23 protein-coding genes and 3 pseudogenes are annotated in these 17,832 nt (G+C 36.5%); 21 read left to right on the top strand and 5 right to left on the bottom strand.

Features of this window, described 5'->3' with window-relative positions; genetic code table 11:
• Window positions 1-222 precede the first annotated feature (222 nt).
• The 11 genes and pseudogenes from glmS to RCG24_RS15460 all read left to right on the top strand — a co-directional run bounded on the left by glmS (window position 223) and on the right by RCG24_RS15460 (window position 9,339).
• Window positions 223-2,026: pseudogene (gene glmS / locus RCG24_RS15510) on the top strand (glutamine--fructose-6-phosphate transaminase (isomerizing)).
• Window positions 2,027-2,917: 891 nt separating this feature from the next.
• Window positions 2,918-4,261 carry an ISLre2 family transposase gene (locus RCG24_RS15505; RefSeq protein WP_308077453.1) on the top strand — a complete coding sequence of 448 codons (1,344 nt, stop codon included), beginning with the start codon at window positions 2,918-2,920 and terminating at the stop codon, window positions 4,259-4,261.
• Window positions 4,262-4,563: 302 nt separating this feature from the next.
• A complete protein-coding gene (locus RCG24_RS15500) occupies window positions 4,564-4,686 on the top strand; it encodes a hypothetical protein (protein ID WP_308077452.1) in 123 nt (40 codons plus the stop codon).
• A gap of 44 nt (window positions 4,687-4,730) precedes the next feature.
• The gene (locus RCG24_RS15495) at window positions 4,731-4,946 is read left to right on the top strand and encodes a hypothetical protein (protein ID WP_308077451.1); all 216 of its coding nucleotides are present in this window, start codon (window positions 4,731-4,733) and stop codon (window positions 4,944-4,946) included.
• Window positions 4,947-4,961: 15 nt separating this feature from the next.
• Window positions 4,962-5,339 carry a hypothetical protein gene (locus RCG24_RS15490; protein WP_308077450.1) on the top strand — a complete coding sequence of 126 codons (378 nt, stop codon included), beginning with the start codon at window positions 4,962-4,964 and terminating at the stop codon, window positions 5,337-5,339.
• Window positions 5,340-5,415: 76 nt separating this feature from the next.
• Complete coding sequence (locus RCG24_RS15485; protein WP_308077449.1) at window positions 5,416-5,595, top strand: hypothetical protein; 180 nt, start codon at window positions 5,416-5,418, stop codon at window positions 5,593-5,595.
• Window positions 5,596-5,790: 195 nt separating this feature from the next.
• Window positions 5,791-6,027: a hypothetical protein gene (locus tag RCG24_RS15480; protein ID WP_308077448.1), complete on the top strand. Its 237-nt coding sequence runs from the start codon at window positions 5,791-5,793 to the stop codon at window positions 6,025-6,027.
• 714 nt (window positions 6,028-6,741) lie between these two features.
• The gene (locus tag RCG24_RS15475) at window positions 6,742-7,716 is read left to right on the top strand and encodes a hypothetical protein (protein ID WP_308077447.1); all 975 of its coding nucleotides are present in this window, start codon (window positions 6,742-6,744) and stop codon (window positions 7,714-7,716) included.
• Between the two features lie 18 nt (window positions 7,717-7,734).
• Window positions 7,735-8,265: a hypothetical protein gene (locus RCG24_RS15470; RefSeq protein ID WP_308077446.1), complete on the top strand. Its 531-nt coding sequence runs from the start codon at window positions 7,735-7,737 to the stop codon at window positions 8,263-8,265.
• 110 nt (window positions 8,266-8,375) lie between these two features.
• The gene (locus RCG24_RS15465; RefSeq protein WP_308077445.1) at window positions 8,376-8,708 is read left to right on the top strand and encodes a hypothetical protein; all 333 of its coding nucleotides are present in this window, start codon (window positions 8,376-8,378) and stop codon (window positions 8,706-8,708) included.
• 127 nt (window positions 8,709-8,835) lie between these two features.
• Window positions 8,836-9,339, top strand: coding sequence for a hypothetical protein (locus RCG24_RS15460; RefSeq protein ID WP_308077444.1), 504 nt, complete (start codon window positions 8,836-8,838; stop codon window positions 9,337-9,339).
• Window positions 9,340-9,707: 368 nt separating this feature from the next.
• Here the strand turns inward: RCG24_RS15460 and RCG24_RS15455 are convergent, their stop codons facing one another.
• Complete coding sequence (locus tag RCG24_RS15455; RefSeq protein ID WP_202655632.1) at window positions 9,708-9,995, bottom strand: hypothetical protein; 288 nt, start codon at window positions 9,993-9,995, stop codon at window positions 9,708-9,710.
• 87 nt (window positions 9,996-10,082) lie between these two features.
• On the bottom strand, window positions 10,083-10,457 hold the full coding sequence (locus tag RCG24_RS15450; protein ID WP_308077443.1) for a hypothetical protein: 375 nt from the start codon (window positions 10,455-10,457) through the stop codon (window positions 10,083-10,085).
• Between the two features lie 114 nt (window positions 10,458-10,571).
• On the opposite strand from RCG24_RS15450, the gene RCG24_RS15445 reads away from it, so the two are divergent.
• Window positions 10,572-10,787 carry a helix-turn-helix transcriptional regulator gene (locus RCG24_RS15445; protein ID WP_202655630.1) on the top strand — a complete coding sequence of 72 codons (216 nt, stop codon included), beginning with the start codon at window positions 10,572-10,574 and terminating at the stop codon, window positions 10,785-10,787.
• Window positions 10,780-10,986 (top strand): annotated as a pseudogene (gene def, locus RCG24_RS15440) (peptide deformylase); the annotation flags it as partial. The gene RCG24_RS15445 and the pseudogene def, both read left to right, overlap by 8 nt.
• Before the next feature lie 194 nt (window positions 10,987-11,180).
• On the opposite strand, the gene RCG24_RS15435 reads toward def, so the two are convergent.
• Window positions 11,181-11,621 carry an Lrp/AsnC family transcriptional regulator gene (locus tag RCG24_RS15435; RefSeq protein ID WP_308079197.1) on the bottom strand — a complete coding sequence of 147 codons (441 nt, stop codon included), beginning with the start codon at window positions 11,619-11,621 and terminating at the stop codon, window positions 11,181-11,183.
• Window positions 11,622-11,754: 133 nt separating this feature from the next.
• Between RCG24_RS15435 and RCG24_RS15430 the strand changes: the two genes are divergently transcribed.
• From RCG24_RS15430 to RCG24_RS15420, 3 genes are all read left to right on the top strand, one after another.
• A complete protein-coding gene (locus tag RCG24_RS15430) occupies window positions 11,755-12,168 on the top strand; it encodes a carboxymuconolactone decarboxylase family protein (RefSeq protein ID WP_202655628.1) in 414 nt (137 codons plus the stop codon).
• Window positions 12,169-12,439: 271 nt separating this feature from the next.
• A complete protein-coding gene (locus RCG24_RS15425; RefSeq protein WP_308077442.1) occupies window positions 12,440-13,057 on the top strand; it encodes an NUDIX hydrolase in 618 nt (205 codons plus the stop codon).
• Window positions 13,058-13,091: 34 nt separating this feature from the next.
• A complete protein-coding gene (locus tag RCG24_RS15420) occupies window positions 13,092-13,358 on the top strand; it encodes a hypothetical protein (RefSeq protein ID WP_202655626.1) in 267 nt (88 codons plus the stop codon).
• Window positions 13,359-13,561: 203 nt separating this feature from the next.
• On the opposite strand, the gene RCG24_RS15415 is transcribed toward RCG24_RS15420, so the two are convergent.
• On the bottom strand, window positions 13,562-14,677 hold the full coding sequence (locus tag RCG24_RS15415; RefSeq protein WP_308077077.1) for an IS4 family transposase: 1,116 nt from the start codon (window positions 14,675-14,677) through the stop codon (window positions 13,562-13,564).
• A gap of 267 nt (window positions 14,678-14,944) precedes the next feature.
• On the opposite strand from RCG24_RS15415, the gene RCG24_RS15410 reads away from it, so the two are divergent.
• Genes RCG24_RS15410 through RCG24_RS15400 form a run of 3 tightly spaced genes read left to right on the top strand, consistent with a single transcriptional unit; the run spans window position 14,945 to window position 15,617 of the window.
• Entirely contained in the window at window positions 14,945-15,106 is a 162-nt protein-coding gene (locus RCG24_RS15410; protein ID WP_308077441.1) for a hypothetical protein, read from the top strand.
• A 57-nt stretch (window positions 15,107-15,163) separates the two neighbouring features.
• Window positions 15,164-15,343, top strand: coding sequence for a hypothetical protein (locus RCG24_RS15405; protein ID WP_202655624.1), 180 nt, complete (start codon window positions 15,164-15,166; stop codon window positions 15,341-15,343).
• A 1-nt stretch (window position 15,344) separates the two neighbouring features.
• A complete protein-coding gene (locus RCG24_RS15400) occupies window positions 15,345-15,617 on the top strand; it encodes a DUF5071 domain-containing protein (protein ID WP_308077440.1) in 273 nt (90 codons plus the stop codon).
• A gap of 51 nt (window positions 15,618-15,668) precedes the next feature.
• On the opposite strand, the gene RCG24_RS15395 is transcribed toward RCG24_RS15400, so the two are convergent.
• Complete coding sequence (locus RCG24_RS15395) at window positions 15,669-15,971, bottom strand: hypothetical protein (protein ID WP_202655622.1); 303 nt, start codon at window positions 15,969-15,971, stop codon at window positions 15,669-15,671.
• A 233-nt stretch (window positions 15,972-16,204) separates the two neighbouring features.
• Here RCG24_RS15395 and RCG24_RS15390 point away from each other — a divergent pair, with 233 nt between their 5' ends.
• Window positions 16,205-17,194, top strand: coding sequence for a zinc-dependent alcohol dehydrogenase family protein (locus RCG24_RS15390; RefSeq protein ID WP_308079196.1), 990 nt, complete (start codon window positions 16,205-16,207; stop codon window positions 17,192-17,194).
• A 39-nt stretch (window positions 17,195-17,233) separates the two neighbouring features.
• Window positions 17,234-17,500: pseudogene (locus tag RCG24_RS15385) on the top strand (YnfA family protein); the annotation flags it as partial.
• Window positions 17,501-17,832 lie beyond the last annotated feature (332 nt).

Genomic DNA, 17,832 nt, shown 5'->3' with positions numbered 1-17,832 from the left:
GAGGTTTATCGAAGGTTTCGGCGGATACCTCCCGGTTGAACGCACAACCGAAATTTCTTCTTTAAAACACAGGGGCAACCTTGTGCACAAAGGGAAGAAAATGCGGCATATTGTGATTTATGTTTGGAAAAGGTATAAACAGATACCTCAAAAAAACGGAGATAAGGGGGCAAGTAATGCCCTCGGGAAGTTTCTTGCCCCCTTGACAGGGAGGAAAAGAACTTGTGCGGAATTGTTGGATATATCGGAAATAACGACTCAAAAGAAATTCTACTAAAAGGTTTAGAAAAGCTTGAATATAGAGGTTACGATTCAGCAGGCCTTGCCTTAAAAAATGATCAGGGTATTCATGTTTTCAAAGAAAAAGGACGAATTGCTGATTTACGTCGAGCTGTTGATAAGGACATGTTTGCAACCATCGGGATTGGTCATACCCGCTGGGCAACTCACGGGGTTCCAAGTAAAGAAAATTCTCACCCTCACCAAAGTGCAACCGGCCGGTTTACTTTGGTTCATAATGGTGTCATCGAAAATTATGCACTGTTAAAACGTGAATTTTTAGCAGACGTTCCCTTCAAAAGTGAAACAGATACAGAAGTGATTGTGCAGCTGGTTGAGAAATTTGTGGGTGAAGGCTTAAATGTCCTGGAAGCTTTCCGGAAAACGCTGAAGCTGTTACATGGCTCCTATGCGCTTGCCCTATTAGACGCTGAGGACAGCGAAACGATCTATGTGGCGAAAAATAAAAGTCCGCTCTTAGTCGGTCTCGGAAATGGCTTTAATGTTGTGGCCAGCGATGCCATGGCAATGCTGCAATTGACAAACCAGTTCGTCGAATTAATGGACAAAGAAATTGTTGTTGTTAAAAAAGAATGAAGTGACGATTCAAAACTTGAACGGTGAGATCATAAACCGTCCACCGTTTACAGCGGAACTGGATGCAAGTGATATCGAGAAGGGTACCTATCCGCATTATATGCTGAAGGAAATCGATGAACAGCCCGCCGTTATCAGAAAAATTATTCAAACGTACCGGAACGAACAGGGTGAACTGACCATCGACCGAGAGATCATTGATGCGGTAAACGAAGCAGACCGGATCTATATTATTGCAGCCGGGACTTCTTATCATGCCGGCCTGGTTGGCAAGCAGTTTATTGAAAAAATGGCGAAGATTCCAGTAGAGGTTCATATCTCCAGTGAATTTGGTTATAATCTGCCTATATTATCGAAAAAGCCATTGTTTATTTTCATTTCGCAAAGCGGTGAAACGGCCGATAGCCGTTCTGTTCTTGTAAAGGTAAAAGAGTTGGGTTACCCGGCATTAACGATTACAAATGTTCCAGGGTCGACCCTATCTCGTGAGGCAGACTTTACCTTACTGCTGCATGCCGGCCCTGAAATTGCCGTGGCTTCGACTAAAGCATACACAGCCCAAATCGCTGTGCTGGCCGTTCTGGCAGAGGTAACTGCCAAGAGCAACGGTATCGATATTGGCTTTGACCTTTCTCATGAACTTGGTTTAGTGGCCAATGCGATGGATGTTCTTTGTGATTCAAAAGAGCTGATTGAAATCATCTCAAGAGAATTTCTATCAACGACGCGTAATTGCTTCTTTATTGGCCGTGGGCTTGACTACTATGTCTGCCTGGAAGGTGCACTAAAGCTTAAGGAAATTTCCTATATCCAAGCGGAGGGATTTGCCGGCGGAGAGTTAAAGCATGGCACCATTGCTTTAATTGAAGACGGCACCCCAGTAGTTGCCCTTGCCACCCAGGAAAAAGTAAACTTAAGTATTCGCGGCAATGTCAAGGAAGTCGTGGCCCGCGGAGCTAACCCTTGTATCATTTCTATGCAGGGTCTCAACATGGACGAAGACAGCTTTGTCCTGCCGGAAGTACACGAATTATTAACACCACTTATCTCTGTGGTTCCATTACAATTATTGGCATACTATGCCTCCCTGCACCGTGGCTGCGACGTCGACAAACCGCGCAACCTCGCCAAGTCGGTGACAGTGGAATAAATGGATAGATAATTATTTACGTTCTTGTGTACTCACCTAAAAAACTTTGGGTTAACACAATAATGTATGTCCTTAAATAAAAAAGTTTGGTCAAGACTGGAGGAAAATCAGGTGAAAGCCTGGTCGCCCTTCGGTCTTTTTTGCATGAAGAAAGCGGGAGAAAAAGCAAGGATACGTACCGTTGGTACGTCAGCCAGATTGAATCAAACGATTAAATGAAATCCCGATAGATACTGATAAATCAAGGTTTAAGTCAGGAAAGAGAAAGAGAAAAATGGTGAAGAAAGGCAGAGGAAAATGCAGAAGGAAAATAAGAAATGCGGGAGAAAAAGCAGGAGAAATACAGGATTTTTGGACAAAGTTTTTTATGTCTAAGACCCTGAAAATTCGGTACAAGTTTGAGCAAAAGTGGGGAAAAGGGAGGACAAACTTTTTTCTATTCCAGAAGATGGGGAAAGGGCGTGAGCCTAAGCTGGAAAAGGGTTTGAGGAGGAGAAGGAAGAGGAAAGCAGGAGGAAGAAAAAGGACATTGTTTTTTATTTGTGAACAACGTAGAGGGTAAAGGAAGCAAGTAATAAAGGAATAAATAAAAGACAAGACTATGATTAGCATTTGTGGAATGTTGCAAGAATATTAGAGAATGGGTAGAAGCTACAAGAGGAAATTGATAATCCTGTTATAGCATTCTTAGATTGTTCTAATAAGTATGAGTAAAATTAATGTGGGCAAAATTTAACCCCTTCATTTGGTGAGGGATTGTCAGATCGCTCACCAAATGAAGGGGCCACCAAGCGAAAGCGCGGTAGTGTTCTAAGCTAAATACATGAAAAAGAGGGCTACTCCTTGGTAGAATCATAGTCGACCAAACCCAATCCAAAGGAGGAAGCCCTCATGCAAAAGAATAGCACAATATATCCCAATTTAAAACAGATTGAACAATTAGTTTGGAGGCAATTACAGGAAACCTTCTCAGGGGTTATGAAGACTCTTTTAGAGGACATGGACCAACAGATTGCCGAAGAGCGTAATAAAAAGCGTTATCGTCTACTCGATAAGCGTACCACCACGTTAGACAGCCTTTTTGGGGAAATCACGATTGAACGGAACTATTACCGTGATAGAGAGAAAAATGAATATGTCTATCTCCTTGATCGTTATTTGGAATTTGAAGGGGCAGGTACCTTCAGTCCCCTTATTGAGGAAGCCGCTCTAGAGCTTGCCATTACAGGGCCTTCTTACCGAAAGGCCGCAGAATCGCTTGAAACACTTTTAGGCTACCGTGTGATCAGTCACGAAGCTATACGTCAACATCTGTTACAGGTTGCCAGTATTCCAAAAGAGCGTCAGCCTATACACCGCTCAGTGTTATTTGTAGAGGTGGACGGTATATATGTGAAACGTCAGGGAAAAGGAAAAAGAGGAAAGGAAGAAAAAATAGCAGCGGTTCATCAAGGCTGGGAAATTAACGGAAAACGGGTAAGTCTAAAAGATAAACGGCATTTTATTCACCGTGGGAAACAGCCCTTTTGGGAGGCGTTTGAGGACTTTCTCATCGAGAATTTCGAGTATGACCCCACTGTCCACAAACTGGTGATAAACGGTGATGGTGCTAGTTGGATCACAGCCTGCCGTGAGCATTTTAAGGACAGGGCTTTCTTTTCGATTGACCGATTTCACGTGGCACGAGATATTCGCAGCCTGTTCCGTAAACACCCTCGCTATCGCCAAATGCAAAAGGCTCTCGCGTCCTATGACAGTCAGAAACTACTTACAGAATTAAATAATGCCGTCGGAACTCTTGAAACGAGGGAACAAGAAGAACGGCTGGACCAGTTGCTTCGTCAGCTCGAAAAGTACCCTGAAGCCCTCAGGGATTATCGAGAATGGCTTAAAGAGCAGGGGGTTGAGACATCTGGAATGAGACCAATGGGAAGTGCAGAGGGAACAATGAGAGTCTTCGCAAAAAGGCTCAAAAATGGGCGTAGTTGGGTGGAAAAAGGCGTAAGTGCCATGATCACCGGATTGGTGGCATTCCTCGATAATTTAGCTTTGAGAACACTATTCGGGCGAGTGGAAAGATGGACAGAAACCAAGGAAGAAAAGAACCCCCCGAGACATTATGTGGAAAAGGTGAAAAGCACGATTGGTGAAGCTACAAGGGATAATATCCTTTACCTAAAAGGCAAGGCGAATATTCCAGTGTACAAAGCATTAAAAGAGTTGGCCGGTTTTTAAAAAAGACAAATTTTCTATCAAGAGAGCACTCTAAATAAGTGAATCCGCTTTCACCCCTGTGGGGATAAAAAAACTGCCCACAAATACTTGACTCAAACTTCTAATAAATTTGAGTTGATATCGTGTGGAACTGTAGTTATCATAAACTTATAGGAAACAATAATTATTGAAACGAGGAAACAAAATGAAGACTTTTGATATCTATTATAAAAGTCCATATTACATATATTAACGCTCAGTCATAGGACTGGGCGTTTTTAATTGTGTTTGTTTCCAAACTGTATTGAAAAGGGGGAGAGAGAATGTTACTGGAAAAGCTGAAAGGCCCTTTACAAAATCTTACCATTGAATTAGTTGGAGACGTACTTACCATTGCTGTTGCTTTAGTCGTTGGCTACTATGTGAAAGTTTTCTTTTTGATGTAGGTGGTCTTTTTAATGGAATGTTTAAGAATAAGGGGGATTTTAGAATGAGCAATGAAATTATGCAGGAAAAGGATACAGATATTAACGAATTGGTGGAGGAGATTTTGTTTTTGGAGGACCTGGAAATGGACAATGATATTCGGGGATGGTTACAGACACCTACAGTTCAGTTGAAGGAATATGGATTTGGTGAACCTGACAGCGAAAAGGAGTATTTGGCAATGCTGGAGGAGTTATCAAGTCACTTAATGGAGAGATAAGGGGGAGAAGGAATTATGGGTTTTTATATTGAAGCACGAAATAAAAAGAATGAGGTTTTTGCAACGAAATCGTTTCAGGTCTGGAATCCAAATGTTGAGCATCTCTATGTGCCATTGGGTCTGGCTAATCCATATGGCGAAGATTTTAGTGGGAGAGGGGATGAAATCACTGTCTCTTATCAAACGCTACAACAAGCATACAAGGAAGTGGAGAATCGAGAGTTTTACAGTGAAGCCATTAGAGAACTGTTGCATCCTGCTGTCTTAATCTTTTCGGGTTTGCACCCAATGCAACTTGATGTAGACCAAGAAAAGGAGAGGTTGCTCCATTTCTTATCCTGTTGTATAGAAACTGCCGAGAAAGAGGGAGTAATTACTTTATATCTGGGGTAGAAGTTATTTCTGATGATACAAAGGAAACTCTACGAAGCAGATACAGAACACGATTGATATTGTGGGAGGGTGAAGGATGAAATACTATCAGATGTTAGAGAATGTTCATGTTATCATTCGTAAAAAAGACCAAATTAATTTTTGGGAACAGGAAATTTACAGTCAGATTGATTTTAATGAAGCCTGTATAGATGTTCGGCTTCTTCTAAAAGAAGGATTATGTCAGATTGTTGAGAGTGATAGAAGAAAAGAATGAAAAATGAGCAAGAAATACCAAAAGAATATTGTCCGTATTGTGGTAAGAGTTTAATAAGAGTTCTCACCGAACAAGAACAAAAGCAATACAATCTACATTATGTAAGTGAAAAAATTGGCATTTCCAATTGGGATTCTATCTTTGCTTGGAAATGTCCTTATTGTACCAAAACATGGAGGAGGGAGATTTGAACCTATGTTAATTCCTAAGAAAGAAGCTCAGCCGATAAATTATAAGATTTATGAGGAATATACGCCATCTGAGAATAAGTTGGAGATGATTTCTGGAATTTTTCTTCCATTTAATAAAGAACGGGAAAGGCTGTTAATGTTGTGCTTGTACAATACAGGGCTAAGGGAATTCATTTCCTTACTTCAGATTGAAACAAAGAAAGAATTATTGGAGTTGCTTCAACAAGATTTGAAAGAATGAATTACTCTTGCAATACCACTTTTGCTTTCTGTTTATTTAGAAATTTGGTAAAATATTAGTGGTGGAGCTTTTGTTATGTCATCGAAAGGACAGAGAACGACCACCCATTTTGCTTTACAAAACAACCATCTTTTTTTTGCTTTTGCAAAGAGTTAAGGTGGTTGTTTTTATTTTGTTTAGTAACTATTCTAAGTTTATAACATTTATTTTTCTTATAGGACCTGCTAATCTTCATTGTCGATTTGTGAGCAATTTGGACAAGTAAGAACCTGGGCATTTTCAATAGTTTTATCTCCAATTTTAATAGTTTGGATACAATAAACGAGTTTTTGTCTTACACTTATTGCATTTGTTGTGAAATGATTGATAATTTCGAGCATATTTCCATTGTAAAAAATCTTTTCCTATCATATGGTTTCACCTTCTTATTATTTTACCTGGACCTCGCAAAACGACCTCTTTAATCTTTTTTACAATAAAATCTATCCCATGGTCATCTACTTCCGAAGTAACCGTGACATCCTCATGAGCCAAACTCCATTTTCGCAAAATATTCAATTAGTATCAGGCATATCTGTTCTACTATTCCCTTCATTTGTTTATTATTTGTAACTGTTATCCATATAGCTTTCATAATACCAAATAATAACATAGAATAATTGTGAGAAATAAAGAAATACTCAACTTTAAATATGATGATAGAAGGTGAAAAAAGTGTCAATTTATAAGAATATTTTTCATTACTATCGAGGGCAGACAAGAAAAGGCTCTGAAGAAACAAAGCAATTACAGATTGAAAATAATGCAACAAAAGCATTTGTGAATGTTTTACAGCATTCCTCACCGATTCTAACCAGGAATTTTATCCAGTGGTTAGGAATAAAAGAAAACAACATAGACTCCTTTGAATACATGTATCAAGTCTCAAATGAACTACACCGTAAGACTCCACAAGCAGTTGTAGTAGGAATTGCTGAAACTGATAAGGTAATAAATAACTTACAAGAAAAAAAGTATTATATTCCTGATGGAGCAATCCTCTCAAATTCGGTTTCAATTTTAATAGAAACAAAGATTGGTTTAAATTCATACTTAGAAATCAATCAAATCGAAGGTCATAAAAACAGATTTGCTGTTAATCAGGAAGTTGAAGAAAATATCATTTTGACATGGGAAAAGATTAGAAACTTCTTTTTGGAACAGCAACAATACTTTAAAAATACTAATGAAGTTTTGACATGCTTTTTATTAGAACAGTTTGAAGAATTTTGCGTTATCAACTGTATAGGTAGCCCAAAAACCAATGAATATTTCTTCCTGCAATTTGAAAAGGTAAAGGCTCAAGAATTAGCAAGAAAAATCCATGATTATATATGGTATGAGTCTGGTTACAAGGACATACAAGATGCCGAAACCAATGATGGTATTGGTTATAAAAGAATCAAGAAGCCCAAATTTGCTACTTTAACTACTCAAAGACAACGATGCTTAATATTGCATATCGGAAAAAAAGAAAAAAGATTAGGTCTTAGTGTACAAGAGGAAATTGATAATCTACTGGGGAGAAAATTTGAACGCAAGGAATATGAGATTGACAAATATCCCCATGAGGCATATATCCGATTAGAATGGGTAGATGATTTTGAACAAATTCGACCTTATATTGATTTAGCTTATGAATTACGTTAGAAAAAGAGGGTGGACTAATTGGAAAAACAATATTTTAATCTCGTACAATTTTTTGAGGGCTATGTAAGGAATTATCGAAGAATGAACTTGTCCCATTTGCATAATGTTTCTATGTTCACAAAAAGAGAAATTGATTTTTTTGCCCAATTAGGAGAAATGCTTGGCTTCGATGCATTCATTGAAGATTCTAAATTTGATAAATTAAAAGGGCGTTCCCGACCAATGGATTTGTCTTGGTGGAAGTGGGATGCCCGATTGGATAATGAACAGTTTTTATATCTTGCCTTACATTTGGAGAGAGAGAGTCTTCCGAGGAAAGATGTTGAAACAATTGAAAAGCTATTTTCCCAAACAGATGATGGGTATATTCCACATAATGTTATTGGGATACAATACATTGAATCTGCTGAAAGAATTGATTATCTTAACGAATTGATTCTTCAAAAGAATAAAGTTCAAAAATCAAATGTCTTAATAGTTTATCGCTACCAAGATGATGAACTGATTTACAAAGAGTTCGTGCGTATTGTATCACGCCTAAAGGGTTAATTGAGGAGAGAAATGCAATTTTCAATCATGACCAAACAGGCTATTGCTATATGTGCTTTGACGAAGATTTTGCTCCGTTTCAAACAGAAAATTTATATAAGGGGTGAACGATGGATTTACAAGCTCAATTAGTTGGGTTCATGAACATGGTTTCCGATGGCACTATTGAGATTTACAATGAGTTCAGCATCCAGTTTAAATTGGCAATTTTCTTAAGAGCCAATTTACCAATAGATTATAAAATCCAATTAGAACGGAATATTAATTATTTTGGACTGGATAAAGAGCATTTTCTTAAAAAAGAAATGGATATTGTTGTTTTTAATCCTGCTACTGAAGAAAAACATTGTAGTGAGATTAAGTATCCAACAAACGGTCAGTATCCAGAGCAGATGTTTTGCCTCCGCTTTGGAAGTGAGATGAATGTTTGTAAAAGAAATTAAATAGAGGAGGGGTATGATGATAAGAAGTAAACTGTCACTCATTAGTTCAGTTGTTATTTTAGGTATATGTATGTATTTATTTTTCCCGTTTCCTAATAACGTAATGTTAGAAGCACGTTCTATATTCATGTCGTTTCCAATCCGTAATCAAGATGGATTTATCCCCCTCGGTATCATTGGGTCCATTTTATTCATAATCGCCATAATTTTACTTTTCATTGGCATGAAGAAATATCGCTTTCGGACAATTGTAATAGTTGTAATCGTATATGCAATTTTACCAAATATTCTAATCACAATGTACCAAGAAACGTTGGCAAGTGGAATTACAGCCATTTCATACGATGGTAATGGTAATTGCAATTTTGAGAATGTCAGCGAAGACTTATTGAATGGAGAATGTAATTTTGTGTTACATAATCGAAGCGATAAAGACGTATCATTTGAATTAGAATTGCTGGATTCCCACTTCATGGAAGATGGAGTACGAATGGAGTCGCTAATGAATTTAGCTGGTCCTTACAATATTACGATAGAAGCAAATCGTAAAAAGTCTATCCATTTGAAGGAATTACTCGATTTATCAGGTGTTCCTAAACATATTGACGGGGAGAAATCACGTACTTTATAGATACATGTTGCTCTTTACTTAAAAGGAGTTAAATTGGCTTAGGGGGAAATTTTTGCAAATAAATATTCGGGTTTATTTGAAGTAGAAGATGATTAGAGATTGGAGTGGAATTAATGAGAAGGATGCCATTTGAAAGACCAGCAGCAGGAGAGAAGTTAGAAGAGTTTGATGAAACCGCCATTGAAATATTGCAAAAGATTAAGTGAACTTTTTGGAGTGTATGGAGAAAATGAATGTAAGGGAGCAGGAAAGTGTAACTTCACCTGCTCTTTAAGCGATTAATATTCCTCTTCACTAAAGAAATCGGATAATGGAAGTTTCACTTTATTCGATCATTAATCAAACGTTCGTTTAAATAAAATAATGCCCTAATTTAAACTAAACAACTTCCCGAAAGTTGCACCAAGACCAGTTTCCCAGAAGAAAAGAAACACTAACATAATGAAAAACCAAGATATTCTCCACGTATTGGTAGAACGTGAAAATTGAATACGGTAAAAGATACCCCAAATGATAAATGAAGCGACTATTGGAAACCAATCCGAAAATCTCATTCCACCCTCGCCAATCCCAAAGGCAAATAAGACTAAAAGGTTAAATGATAAGAGCAGAACCAAGACAATGATATTGTATATATGGAATGCTTTCTTGCTCAATTTTATCTCTCCCTACGAAATTAAATTAATTTCCATATCCATAGATAAGGAGCCGAAAACTCCCTATCTTGGAATTGTTTGTACAATTTACGAAATGGCAAAAACCGCTACACTTGTACTAACAGCAAGAATCATATAAATAACAGGGTCGAAGGAAAGATATCCCATATAAAATACTATAATTCCAGCAGTTAAGAAAAGCAGAATATAAATAAAAGCGATGAAACATGATACCAGTCGAACATTCCAAGTTCGTTCATCCTCAACAATTTCAGTGGAGGACCAACCTTCGTTATATCCCTTTACAAATCGGGTTATAGTGGTGTAGCCATATAGAATAGAGATTAACCCCCACAACCACCAGATAGTTGCTCCATTAGAAAATGACGAAATACTTACATATGCGAATACCACACACAACAGAATATTGAATGTCAATAACCCCCATTTAGGTAAACGCATTTGAAACTCCCCTTTCATAACTGTTGATTTTATTGAAATTCTTCTTAATCATCGATCCAAAATAACTCGTCTAAAGGTTTTTCTAAAAATCTGGCTATTAGAAGACAGACTCGAATGGAAGGATTATACTTTTGTGCTTCGATCAGGTTCATTGTCTGTCAAAGGAAAAAATTAGGAATTACGCAGGAAGATCTTGCTAAGGAATGTGGAGTTGTAAGACAAACCATTAATTGTGTTGAAAATGATAAATATGATCCAACTCTTGAATTAGCTTTTAAAATTTCAAAAGTTTTAAATAGGAAAGTAGACGAGGTGTTTATATATGAGTAAGTTTCGTCCAGAATACATAATTACTATGAAAGATATAGTAAAAGAAGGTTCTGCTATATTACGAAAGAGGACCCAAGAAGTAAAGCTTCCTATGTCCAATGAAGATAAAGATGCTTTACTATATATGTTCCAATTTTTAAAAAACAGCCAGGATCCAAGTATCTCAAAAAAATATAAACTACGTCCCGGATCAGGTTTATTCAACTAACGCTTTAGTTCGATAGCCATCTTCCACAAACGGGCGTCAGTAACAAGAATCAGCGCTCATTTTCATTTTAGAGCCATCTTGTGGAATAAGCAGGAATCTGTTCGAGAATCTCGATCATTATTAATGCTGGGTTATTTTTACTACGTGTCAGGTAATTTAGAGTAATGCCTCTAACTAAAAACTATTCAATCCATATTAATTTTTAAATTCGTCGGAACTTGTGAAAAAATAAAATGTGTTACAGTATGTGCGATTGGATTTACTTCATCAATGAATTTTTCTGCTTTAGCGAAAGTTTCAAACTGCATTTTAAGCATATAGCACGCACTTCCTGCTATTCGATAACAGAATTCTACATTTGGAAGTTTCTCAATATAATTTTTAAAAGATTTATAGTCACCCTTTTTAACTGTTGCTTCAATTATACATTGGATTGGTAAACCTAATTTCTCATAATCAACTTCTAAAGTATATTTCTTTATTATTCCAAATGATTCCATTTGCCTTACCCGTTCCGTTACTGATGGGGAGGACAGATTTACCCTTCTTCCAAGCTCGCTCATTGATAAACGGCTGTTATTAAGTAGTTCATTTAAAATTTTTTTATCAATATCATTTATTTTCATTTTTAAAGTTTTTCCTCCAAAAATCGTCAATTTCAAATAGAATTTGTTTGATAATTGTTGTGAATTTAATGTGATTTAGTTATTTTGTTTTTTATAATTAATTCATAGTTAAATATAACAAGGAGGAACTTTTATGGCAAGAATTGTGGAATCTAATTTTGGGGAAACACCTTTTCAACGACTATTGGGGCATAATATAGATATAATGGAAGGATGGAATCGGTTAGGAGATGTGTTAGAAAAAGATGGACTATTAACGTCTGAATTAAAGGAACAAGTGAGAAAAACATTAGCTCAAAGTAACGGATGTGAGTATTGTAAGGCCAAAGGGAAACCAGACCCAGATCAATTTAATGAAAAAACATCTATTGCAGTAGGATTTGCAGAAGTCTTTTTAAAGCAAAAGGGAGACATAGCTGATTCAACTTTTGATATTTTGAGAGAATGTTTCACTGAAGAGGAAATAAGTGAATTATGCGCATTTATTTCTTTTACGACGGCTTCACAATATTATGGTGCGATGATGAAATTAAAACCTGAAACATAAACAATTTCCTCTGTGGGAATGGAGTTGAAGGGTTTACCAATGGATTTGGAAGGACTAAGGGTAAATTCCATATATAGAGTTAACGGAAAAGGGTAAAAGTGTTTTGTACACGATTCCAACTTTCCAAAAACGAAGGCATACGGCATTAGAAACATTAAAAGAATAGTTCAGTAATTATGCAACGTGGGCGACCCCAAGAGGTAGCTTCTTTATTTGGGTTAAATAAAAAATTAAAACTATAGGTATTAAATTGATTCGGTGGTGAAGATAGATGGAACCAAAATGGCTAGAATGGGCAAAACAGCTTCAATCTATTGCACAGGCAGGGCTAACTTATTCGAAAGATATATATGACTTGGAAAGATTTGAAATGATTAGAGACATTAGCGTTGAAATGTTGTCACTACATACAGATGTTAGTAAGACTGTAATAAAAGATTTGTTTGCCAATGAAACAGGTTATGCAACTCCTAAAGTAGACATTAGAGCTGTTGTGTTTAAAGATAATAAAATTTTAATGGTTAGGGAAAACACAGATGGGGATTGGGCGTTACCTGGGGGTTGGGGCGACGTAGGTTTATCTCCGAGTGAAGTTGCAGTTAAAGAAGTAAAAGAAGAATCAGGGTTTGATGTGAAAGCAAAAAAATTGATAGCTGTATTTGATAAGAAGTGCCATCCACATCCACCTTCCCCATATCACGTTTATAAAATGTTTATCCAATGTGAAATCATTGGTGGAAAACCACAAGAGGGTATTGAAACAAATGCAGTTGAATTTTTTGCAGAAAATGAACTACCATCTTTGTCAATAGCTAGAAATACAGAATCACAAATTCAATTGGCATTTAAACATATGCGTAATCCACAAGAACCTGTCTATTTTGATTAAAGCCCAAGTTTTTTCTACATAAGGGGCTTTAATAATGCAATATTCAGCAAGGGTTATGACCTTAAAAAATATTCTGCTAAGAAGAGGTTTTGATGGTGTCGAAATGGGACTATATTGGATATTATTTTGGGCTGATGATTTTAACAATCATGTTATCAGGATTTGTTTATTAGGAATAAAAACATTGAAATCCATTTGGGATAAACATCTGGTTGAGTATTTCAATGAATTGTTGGAATGGAATAAGCGTAGTTTTTTCTTTTTGTACGGGCTATTTGGGATTGGATATATAAAATATTAAAAATTGTCATTCCTACGAGGTGGACTATAAAAATAATGAACCTTTTCACTAGTGTTGCATAAAAAGTATCGGAATTTTCAGTTAAAATATTTCACCCTTTTAGGGCCAAAAAGATAAATACCCATTTAAAGGTGGCTCTGTCCATTTGGAAATTTATTTACAGTTAAACCTGAAGACCTGTGGGACGACAACAAATTTGCTTATTAAGGAACAGCTTTTCCTTCAATCTTTCGAAGCCAAATATGCGCCGGTTTCCATAGTGCAGCCCTTAAATATCGGCTAATTTGTAGGATTTTTCGACTACTTTTTAATTCAATTTGCGCTAGAACATGTAGGCAAAAAACAATGAGTGCAATGAACACTTGATTCTGAATCGCCCATTCGCTTTGACCGTAAAACTTTTTTATGCTGAGGTGCTGTTTGATCCATTTGAAAAATAATTCAATGGCCCAGCGTGATTTGTACATCTCTGAAATTTCATCAGCTTCCAAATCGAAACGGTTGGTGATTAAATGGAGTTCATTTCCTTTTGAATCCAGAACTTTTATCAGTCGAAAATAATTTTCAGCACGATTTTGTGTGGTTCCAATCAACACCATTTGGTCCGATAAAACAGAAGAATTTTCCGGTAGTTTAAAGTTGTAAACTTCCCGTATAACAGCGTTCTTACGTAACCTTGAAAGAAAAAAGTAACCATCATCGGTCATGCGGTCAAAACGTTCGTAATCTAAGTAACCACGGTCGAACACATACATGCATTCTTTGTCATCTACCATGATTTCAAGCTGGCCACGATCATGTTCTTTTGCCGTAGTCATAACGGCTTTTTCCGGGTAAGAAGTGCCTTTTTCCATAAATACAAGCCGCAAATGCAGTTTTACTCCAGCCTTTGTTTTGCGGAATTTTGCCCATTTATGATTCGTCAAATTGAGTGGCAAGGTACTTGAATCGATGATTTTTAATGGCATCACAAGTTTTGTGTAATGTGTTTTGACATGAATTTGGGACACCAAATCAAGAAAAAGCCTTTGGAATAGATCAGGATTCATCCCATTTAAACGGCGTGACAGCTGAGAAATACTAATAGAATCAAGGTCAATTTCCTTTTGAAGCTGATCATCGAAAAGGTAATCTCCAAGCGCATGAAGGCTTTCCACTTCTTGTAGCTGCGCAAAAAGAAGTAATTTTAGGAACGACTCCGTCGTTAATTTCTTTGTATAGTAATCTAATTTCATCGTTTTCACCTGTTCCTCAAATAATTGAAGATTTATTGGTGAAAACCATTGTCCAAATGAAGTTTTTCGTGTAATCTTGTCCATGAGCTAGTCCTTTTATATTGGATTTGGACGGATTACCACCTGACCTATCCATTATAAAGGACTTTTTCTTTGCAGAGAATAATAAAATTGAACATTTCAAGTATTCCTAATAGTGAAATTAAATTAATGCAACACTAGTGGAACCTTTTTTATTTAATATTTTCAATAACCCTGATTTGCCTTGGATTATTGGGAGTATATATTTTGGCCACAGAGTTTTACTTCTCTCCGTCGAAGCAAATAACTGACATTTATAAGGAGTAATGGATGAAGGAAAAAATTAAAGCTGAAATTGAGAAATTAGTCGGATTAAAATTGCAGTATGCTGGGAGAGCCTCGAACCTTTTTTGGATTGGATTCGGAGATATGATTCAGGGAACTAAGGGAGGTAAGACCTTGTTATTTATCTATCTTTCGTTATTTAACTAAGCAAAAAAGTCGACTCGACAGTATAGAGAAGAAGATAAAGGTGGCGGTGAAATTATTATGGAGAGGAATGAAAATAATTATTCGGTTCTGTTCTTCACTTATCGTGGTATTTTAGACAACTTTTCCGGATTTGTTTATGTGCCGAATGACCAAAGACCTTATAAAAATGATTTTGATGGTGATTTTAAAGAGATTGAAAAGCTGGATAAAAGTTGGTACTGGGTAGGGTCATCTTAACATGAGTTATAACGCTGACTTTATGCCAAGAAATAAGCATGACTTTGTAAAAGTAAACCAAATAAAGAAGTTAAGTAGAAATGAACAATTGCTTTTGTTGCCAGGTCTTCTGGAATGGATTCAGGATATGAACTGGCCAATAGCAAAGGAAGTGGCGGAATTTTTACTTACGTTCCCGAATGAAATTGTTTCACTCATTCAAGATGTTTTAGCGACTAATGATAATGAGTGGAAATATTGGTGTTTAGAAATTTTAGTCAAAATAGTGAAATAAGAGATTAATCCATAAAAAACTACTTTCCCAAAAATGAAATTGGAACTCTTTTTACCTTCTGTTTATATTAGATGGAGAATTATCACTGTTTTTCTTTTCGTAGTAAGGCATTCGGGTCATGATAATTGGCTCTTTAAGATTAAAATTTGGAATTTGTTGCGGTTCTAAATTACTTGGCATATATTCAACATTTTTGGCTTCTTGCGGGAGTGGATCATTAACTGAGCCCATGATAATGATTTTTTGCTTATAATGATCTTCTTTCGTGTTTTTTACAATTTCTGTGCTATTGGTACAGCCAAACAAAGCGATACTTTGCGTAAGAGTCAATGTAGACAAATACAGCTTTTTCATTGCGATCTTCACCTCTTTAATACCCCATTCCCATTTTATTCATTAGACGAACTATTCATCCCTTCCGTTTCGAATATAGAGGGTCTTAGGAAACATCGTTTGAGTGTCTTAAAAGATTGTGCAAATAATATGAGAAATTCATGTGAACGGTACGTTACTGTTACTTTACCTTCTTTACCATGTAGAGATAATATTATTAAATAAATCTGATTTTTTAAAGGGGACATATTGGTCTGGAAGCAAGATGTATTAAATTTTATGAGTTCGGAAGTCCAGAAAATGTTTTAAAAGTTGAACGTAAAAATATCCTGCCACCTGAGAACGGAGAAGTTCTGGTTCGTATGAAAGTTCGCCCTATCAATCCATCTGACTTAATTCCAATAAAAGGGGCATACTCCCATCGGATTTCATTGCCTAATATCCCTGGTTATGAAGGCGTAGGAATTGTAGAAGACGTAGGGGCTTCTGTTTCACAAGAGCTAATTGGTAAACGTGTTTTACCTTTGCGTGGGGAAGGGACATGGCAAGAATTTGTTAAGACATCTGCAGAATTTGCAGTGCCAATCCCGTACTCCATTGATGATTATACAGCTTCACAGTTATACATAAATCCCGTAACAGCATGGGTAATATTTACAGAGGTTTTAAGTCTGAAACCAAATGATGTTTTATTGGTAAATGCTTGTGGTTCTGCCATTGGTCGTATTTTTGTTCAATTATCAAAAGTTCTCGGTTTTCGGCTTATTGCTGTAACAAGAAACAACAATTATACAAAAGACTTACTTCAACTTGGTGCTTCCTATGTAATCAATACATCAGAGACAGCATTACACGATACTGTTATGGAACTAACAAATGGACTGGGGGCAACTTCCGCCATTGATTCAGTTGGGGGCAATGATGGTACTGAATTAGCGTTTTGTGTTCGCCCTAATGGGATTTTTTTAACTCTTGGTTTATTATCAGGAATACCTGTGGACTGGAAGAAAGTTTCACTACAGGCAGAAGTGAATACTAAGTTATTTCATTTACGTTATTGGAATCAACAAGTATCAGTGCGAGCCTGGCAAGAAACGTTTCATCATTTGATTATGCTCATAAATGACAAAAAATTAACACTTATGCAGAAAGACTCTCAATACGATTTGTTGCAAGTAAAAGAGGCTGTTCGTGTTGCTGAATCTTCAAGAAGGAATAAAGGGAAAGTATTTTTAACGAGCTGAGTAGGACCATATTTTATATAAGCTTAGAAAAAGAATGGCTTAGTCTGGTTATGGTTACGTGAAGGCAACCCATGTTGGTATGGAATAATCGGAGGGATTATTTTAGTTTTGTACGGAATCATCCTTACTCTACAAAAATTTCCTTCATTTGGAAGAGTATATGCGGCATATGGTGGAGTATTTATTATTCTTTCCGTATTGTGGGGTTGGGGTGTTGATAAAAAAACGCCTGATACATACGATTGGATTGGAGCGGCCATTTGTTTAATTGGGGTCTCCATCATGCTTTGGGGTCCAAGACATTAAATGGTTGAATAGCGAAAGAGCAGCAATCCTTGCCCCGTAAGAGTTAAGCTGCTTCGTTTACCTTTCAGTTGGTTTCCTCATGCCATTGAATCGGTATCTATTGTCACATAGTCGACACTGGAACCGAAGAAAACAAGTAAGCATAAACAGCAACAACATTATAAATGTAATGATTATTAGACCGATAATCAAACGTTTGTTTAAAATCAAAATCAATATAATTTCGGTGCTGTCTAGAAAGTCCGTTTTTGAGTAAAAAACACCGAAAATAAAAAACCAAGAATGCCGTAATATCAACATTCTTGGTTTTTTCTATTTTTAATTTTTGGGGC

Source organism: Neobacillus sp. OS1-32 (assembly GCF_030915425.1).
In the GTDB taxonomy this organism is placed as follows: Bacteria; Bacillota; Bacilli; order Bacillales; family Cytobacillaceae; genus Neobacillus; species Neobacillus paridis.
This window is presented reverse-complemented; position numbering and strand designations above follow the sequence as displayed.

Coding starts and splice junctions, on each gene's coding strand:
- RCG24_RS15505 (WP_308077453.1), top strand. CDS start 2,918: ATGCAAAAGAATAGCACAATATATCCCAATTTAAAACAGATTGAACAA.
- RCG24_RS15480 (WP_308077448.1), top strand. CDS start 5,791: ATGTTAATTCCTAAGAAAGAAGCTCAGCCGATAAATTATAAGATTTAT.
- RCG24_RS15460 (WP_308077444.1), top strand. CDS start 8,836: ATGTCGTTTCCAATCCGTAATCAAGATGGATTTATCCCCCTCGGTATC.
- RCG24_RS15425 (WP_308077442.1), top strand. CDS start 12,440: ATGGAACCAAAATGGCTAGAATGGGCAAAACAGCTTCAATCTATTGCA.
- RCG24_RS15415 (WP_308077077.1), bottom strand. CDS start 14,677: ATGGACAAGATTACACGAAAAACTTCATTTGGACAATGGTTTTCACCA.
- RCG24_RS15420 (WP_202655626.1), top strand. CDS start 13,092: ATGCAATATTCAGCAAGGGTTATGACCTTAAAAAATATTCTGCTAAGA.
- RCG24_RS15500 (WP_308077452.1), top strand. CDS start 4,564: ATGTTACTGGAAAAGCTGAAAGGCCCTTTACAAAATCTTACCATTGAA.
- RCG24_RS15405 (WP_202655624.1), top strand. CDS start 15,164: ATGGAGAGGAATGAAAATAATTATTCGGTTCTGTTCTTCACTTATCGT.
- RCG24_RS15465 (WP_308077445.1), top strand. CDS start 8,376: ATGGATTTACAAGCTCAATTAGTTGGGTTCATGAACATGGTTTCCGAT.
- RCG24_RS15410 (WP_308077441.1), top strand. CDS start 14,945: ATGAAGGAAAAAATTAAAGCTGAAATTGAGAAATTAGTCGGATTAAAA.
- RCG24_RS15495 (WP_308077451.1), top strand. CDS start 4,731: ATGAGCAATGAAATTATGCAGGAAAAGGATACAGATATTAACGAATTG.
- RCG24_RS15395 (WP_202655622.1), bottom strand. CDS start 15,971: ATGAAAAAGCTGTATTTGTCTACATTGACTCTTACGCAAAGTATCGCT.
- RCG24_RS15485 (WP_308077449.1), top strand. CDS start 5,416: ATGAAATACTATCAGATGTTAGAGAATGTTCATGTTATCATTCGTAAA.
- RCG24_RS15400 (WP_308077440.1), top strand. CDS start 15,345: ATGAGTTATAACGCTGACTTTATGCCAAGAAATAAGCATGACTTTGTA.
- RCG24_RS15435 (WP_308079197.1), bottom strand. CDS start 11,621: ATGAAAATAAATGATATTGATAAAAAAATTTTAAATGAACTACTTAAT.
- RCG24_RS15445 (WP_202655630.1), top strand. CDS start 10,572: ATGGAAGGATTATACTTTTGTGCTTCGATCAGGTTCATTGTCTGTCAA.
- RCG24_RS15430 (WP_202655628.1), top strand. CDS start 11,755: ATGGCAAGAATTGTGGAATCTAATTTTGGGGAAACACCTTTTCAACGA.
- RCG24_RS15490 (WP_308077450.1), top strand. CDS start 4,962: ATGGGTTTTTATATTGAAGCACGAAATAAAAAGAATGAGGTTTTTGCA.
- RCG24_RS15450 (WP_308077443.1), bottom strand. CDS start 10,457: ATGCGTTTACCTAAATGGGGGTTATTGACATTCAATATTCTGTTGTGT.